Annotated in this window: 3 protein-coding genes; 2 read left to right on the top strand and 1 reads right to left on the bottom strand. The window is 59.0% G+C overall.

The features are described 5' to 3' along the window. A partial coding sequence (locus tag EI77_RS23655) for a hypothetical protein (protein ID WP_208300457.1) occupies positions 1–242 on the bottom strand: 242 nt, incomplete at its 3' end. Positions 243–382: 140 nt separating this feature from the next. Here EI77_RS23655 and EI77_RS22630 point away from each other — a divergent pair. Together EI77_RS22630 and EI77_RS22625 are read left to right on the top strand one after the other, a co-directional pair. Further along, positions 383–4,897, top strand: coding sequence for a coiled-coil domain-containing protein (locus tag EI77_RS22630; protein ID WP_133797594.1), 4,515 nt, complete (start codon positions 383–385; stop codon positions 4,895–4,897). A 4-nt stretch (positions 4,898–4,901) separates the two neighbouring features. Continuing rightward, positions 4,902–5,207, top strand: a complete 306-nt coding sequence (locus EI77_RS22625) for a hypothetical protein (protein WP_133797593.1) — start codon at positions 4,902–4,904, stop codon at positions 5,205–5,207. Positions 5,208–5,495: the final 288 nt, after the last annotated feature.

Below are 5,495 nucleotides of genomic sequence, written 5' to 3'. Positions count from 1 at the left end.
ACCCCAACCAACTTCACCCCAACCAACTTCACCCCAACCAACTCCGTCCCAACCAACTCCATCCCAACCAACTCCACCCCAACCAACTCCACCTCAACCAACTCCACCTCAACCAACTCCACCCCAACCAACTCCACCCCAACCAACTCCACCTCAACCAACTCCACCCCAACCAACTCCACCCCAACCAACTCCACCCCAACCAACCCCACCTCAACCAACCCCACCTCAACCAACCCCACCCCAGCAACCTAGCGCTCCAACTCTCCAACAACCCACCCAACCATCCCCCAAGCCGACTCCCCCACCACCCACCGCTCCATCTCTCCAACAACCCACCACACCTCCAGTTAGGCCATCTCCGCCCCCCGGCCAGTTTGTGATGCGCCCGGGTCCTGACGGTTCACTCACCCAGCCCCCTCCACCACCATCCGCCCCAGCCCCTCTGGCACAGGAGGCACGGCACCGGCTGGCCGGGCAGGTGAAGGAGGTCGAGCAAGAGGCTCGGCAGCGGCTCATCAGCATCATTGAGCAGCGCATGGAGGCCAGAAACCGCGCCAACCCATTCTCCCTGCGTGATCCATTCCCCGACTACAGTCGCGGGGAGGACCTGGAACGGCTGAAAAATCTAAAGTTAGGCGGTGCGCTGGATACCCAGGATGTGAATGAAATTCACCGCACCGACCGCGAGTTTTTTAACCGTCTGCACGCCTCCCGCACCGCCGCCAAAGAACATGATGCCGCCAGCCAGACCCAGCTTGCCCAGCAAAAGCAACGTGCCGACACTGAGCGCGACCAGGTCATTTTTGACACCTCGCCCAAAGCCTGGGCCAGCATTCATGAAAAAAAGGTGCAGCAAATGCCAGAGCGCGATCTGCCCGCTTATGTCCGCCAGCAGGCCACCCTCATCCAGCAGCAGCAGGCCGCATTAGAGCACCAGGTCACCACCCTGAAGCAGGAAGACCAGGCACTGTCTAAAACCCTGGAGGAAATGCAGGGGCGCAACCGCGCACTCCTGCGTCGGGATGGCCATGTGCCGCCAGAAACCGGCACCGGTGCCTGGCATCCAGAAATGATGGATGAAGTCGAGGCCGTGCAGGAAAAAGTCTCCCGGCTGCAGGACCGGTTTCTCCAGTATCAGGAGGATCATAGCCGCATCACCCGTGACGTGGAGCGCCGCATCGCCCCGCTTCGGCAGGCACAGCAGCGGCTGGGGCAGGCGCAGGAGGCCCACCGCACCCATAGCATGCAAACCATCGGCCTCCAGGGCATCGCCGGGGCCAGCCTCACCACACAGGAGCTCGAAGCCCAGCACCAAGACCAGCAGCGCACCCTTCAAAAGCTCCAGGAAGAATATCCAGACGGCATCCCCCCGGAGAAAATACAGGCCTTTCAAAAAGACGCCGCAGCCCGCCAGGCAGAGAGCCTGCAGCGGCTTCAGCAGCGCATGCTGGCCGCCCACTCCGCCCATCAGGGCATCCAGTCCCGCCTCATGGAAGACCCCTCCCTCAATGCCAAAGCGGGGGAACTCAGGCTGGCTGCCCAGGCCAATCTGGCCACCGCCTTGCACATCACCCCAGAGCAGGCACGCGTGCTTTTGGACGATGCCAGCCTGCAGGACTGGGGCAGCTACCTGCACGGCGAGACCGTCCCCGGCATGTTCGGCAGCGATGAGCGGGAAACCCGCATGATGAGCAACGGTGCCCTCATCGTCCATCCCCGCCTCCATGGGGATGCACAGGCCTATAAAAATGCCGTCAACCGCTCCTCCGCCAGCCCAGAGGCCAAGCGCATCGCCCTGGAAATGCAGCCCTCCGTGCAGCGCCAGTGGGCCGCCCAGATGGTCGATACCCTCGTGGCCGAGCAGGACATCCCCGGCCTCCCCAGCTTCAACCAATGGCGTGAAGAAAAAATCCGCCAGGACCAAAACACCCGCGGCACCTTAGGCTTCATCAAGCTGGACCTCCCGGACATGGCCATCCGCTACATGGATGAAATGAAGCAGCGCCCCGCCTGGCAAAAATACGTGGATACCTTCACCCGCAGGCTCGTCACCGTCGGCGGCCATGTCGGTGCCTCCGTGCTCAGCCTCGCCTCCATGGTCCTCCAGCACACCCCCCAGTCCCGCCTCACCCACCAGCTCACCGGCATAGACATCAGCCAGACCCTCGCGGAGTCCGCCGTCAGCTGGACTCGCAGCAACAACAGCATCTCCAGCAGCCTCGGGCTCAAAGGCGGGCTGGATACCATCGGGCTAAAAGCCACCGCCATCCTCGCCGATGGCATCCCGCAGATCGGCAGCAGCCTCCTCGGCGGCAGCGCCCTAAAAGGGCTGCAACTCAGCAAATGGCTCAGCACCGTCGCCATCAGCGGCAGCCAGTCCGCCGGGCAGACCTTCACCTCCATGTACACACAGATGCGCGACCAGGGCATCTCCCATGAGCAAGCCTTCAAGACCACCCTGCCAGCCGCCCTCAGCGCCGGGGCCGCCACCGCCGTCCTCGGCGTCGTCATGGATAAAGTCGGCCTCACGGGCATGGACCATCTCGGCAGCTCGCTCAAAGACCCCACTGTAAAAAAAGCCATCACAGACCTCTGGAAGCAGCAGTTCAAACACCTCGCCGGAAAAACCGCCACCGCCACCGCCGGCACCGCCAAAGAAATGGTGGAAGAAACCGCCGACAGCCTCTTCAACGAGATGATCCAGGCCCTGGCCCTGAACCCGAATGCCAAGCTGGATGAAATCATCGGAGGCGTCATCCGCCAGACGCCAGAGATCCTCACCGCCGTAGTGGAAATGAGCGCCCTGACCAAAGGCAGCAGCCGCGGGCCGGGACCCAGCACCGCCAGCAGCCCCAGCGCCCCGCCCTCATTGCCAGCCATGGGCACACCCGCCCTGCCAGCAATCACAGTGCCCACACCCACCCCAGCACCACTCGTCGTCCCCGTCCCGCCCCCCACCCCGCCTGGCCCCGCCGCAGAACCACAGCCCAGGACATCGCAAAACATCATCCAGCCGCCGCCCGCAATCCCGCCTCAGGCACCCATAGCCGCACCCGCACCATCTGCCAGCCACCTTGGCACCGTCACCTCGCAGCCGATAGCCCCTGCAGCCGTCTCTCAGCCCTCGGTTCCTATCCTAGAGGGGCAGCCCCCGCCAGGAGCCCTCGTCCAGGCACCCGCGCAAAACCTCCGCCATGCCCAGCCAGGCCCCGTCAGCCAAGGCCCCACGGCCCAGGAAAACCCGCTCACCCAGCTCCTGGCCCTCCCATCAGGCAAAGCCACGCTTGCTCCCCTGACCGCGCAGGCAAACACCCCGCAGGGCCATGCGGGCACCGCCGCACCGTCAGTTCATGATGCATCGCTTAATAATATAAACCATCCATCATCTCAAACGACCCAAGGGGCGGCGCACGCCAATCCCCCGCCGCCGCAGAACACAGACACCTCCTATCAAAACCAGGCTCAGCCAGCCCTGCGGCCTGACACCGCCACCGTCCACACCCCGCCCATCTGGCAAGGCCGCGCCCGTCACGGCGACTACGCCGAGGTCCTCTCCCGCAACCCCGATGGCACCTTCCAAGTGATCATCCAGGGCCAGGAAAAAACCCGCACCGAGCGCGACATCGCCTACATGACCGGTTTAAAGAAACCGGAGCTCTACGACATGCTGGGAAAGGCCACCCAGCAACACCTCGCTCGCCCACGCCCACCTGCCGGAACCGCCCCCAGCCCCCCATCCATCTGGCAAGGCCGCGCCCGCCACGGAGACTACGCCGAAGTCCTCTCCCGCAACCCCGACGGCACCTTCCAAGTGATCATCCAGGGCCAAGAAAAAACCCGCACCGAGCGCGACATCGCCTACATGACCGGGCTAAAGAAACCGGAGCTTTACGACATGCTGGGAAAGGCCACGAAGGGGAGGTTGTCAGGTTCGTTCGAGGCAGCGCCTGCGTCAGAAAGTTCGTTAAAATCGAATGATCATGCTCACGAGTCCCTGACTCCTCAAAGGCCTTCCCTCCTCGATACCCTAACCCAAAACCTGCTCGCCAACAAGAACCCTCCTCCAGCTAATGTCAGGCTGCCGCAAAATCTCAATGAACTTCGTTCAATGCTTCAGCCCATGCAGGCAGAAGCCAGACAGTTAATGAACGACTCCAGAAAGCTTGAAGTGGAGCAACGACTAATTGAATCTGATATTGGCAAAAGTAGTATAAGCTTACAAGCCAAAGTGAATTTAGAGATTAGAAATAATAATATAATTAAGGAATTGGAAATACTTGTCGCGAGAAGGCTTGAATTAGCAGCTCAAACGCGCTTGTTGGTAGCTATTCCACCTGCCAACCGGGGACAGGTGAATTGGAGGCACAAGCTCGTTTTGGATTTGGGGTCTCAAGCGGCGGCGGCGGGCGACTTGACAGCTCAGTATGTTAGCTCGCATCTCATGCCAAGCCTCACAGTCCAGCAATCATCTCATGGTGACGCAAATGCAAAGTATGATCCTGTGCAACAAGCCATTAAGATTACACCTGGTAAAACCAGCCTGAGCGACACCATGCACGAGATTGTCCACGGCATCGAAGACCAGTTCCCCAAGATTTTGAAAAAATCCACATCGTTTCTAATGAGTCGTGCGGAAGGCGAGGCACCCGTACCAATGGCATTCGTAATGGATGGGTTTGCCAAAAAACCAAATGCCATGGGCGTCCGTGACAAATGGTGGAAACGAGGCGGTACTCACTACAGTGGTCGTTATTACACTGCCGCAACAGGAGAAATCATCGCCACGGAAATTCTCACTACAGGTATTCAACGGCTGCACACCAGCCCCATTGAGTTTTTCACCTCGGATCCTGAGTTTTTTGATTTTGTCATTACCACATTACGCTTTCCATAAACATATGAATTCACCCGACAAAGCTTTCGCCCGCGTTCGCATTTACGAAAATGGCATGTTTATTTTTGATGGCCAGGACTGGACCCGAGAAGTCATCATTCAAGAAGATCCTTTCCAACAAAGACTTTTTGACAATATACTGAAACGTCTCAATTCAGAATGGGCTCATCACCAGATTTTCAGTGGGTTCATTGGTTTTGCAGAAAAAATGGAGAAGATGCTCAATGCAGCGGGTATTATTATCGATGATATCAAGATCGAAGAAATGTACGTTCCATCTGTAGAGGAGGAACCTGGACACTTTTACTGACCGTGGAACTACGGAACTGGGTCCAAATACTTGATAGATTGTAGGCTTGTTTAAAGGTCGGGGGAAGTATATCCAGTCTAGGCTGGTCTTTGCTTTGGCTCTGACCCCTTCAGATATCTGAAGGGGTCTTGTTAGTATCTGAAATTTGTCAATGAATTGCGCCATGACCGCGCCCTCCCGTCAGGCAAGACCGCGCTTGCTCCCCTGACCGCGCAGGCAAACACCCCGCAGGGCCATGCGGGCACCGCCGCACCGTCAGTTCATGATGCATCGCTTAATAATATAAAC

The organism is Prosthecobacter fusiformis, from assembly GCF_004364345.1.
GTDB classification, from domain to species: Bacteria; Verrucomicrobiota; Verrucomicrobiia; order Verrucomicrobiales; family Verrucomicrobiaceae; genus Prosthecobacter; species Prosthecobacter fusiformis.
Note: the sequence above shows the minus strand (reverse complement) of the source record. Positions and strands in the feature narration are given on the sequence as shown.

Coding starts and splice junctions, on each gene's coding strand:
- EI77_RS22625 (WP_133797593.1), top strand. CDS start 4,902: ATGAATTCACCCGACAAAGCTTTCGCCCGCGTTCGCATTTACGAAAAT.
- EI77_RS22630 (WP_133797594.1), top strand. CDS start 383: ATGCGCCCGGGTCCTGACGGTTCACTCACCCAGCCCCCTCCACCACCA.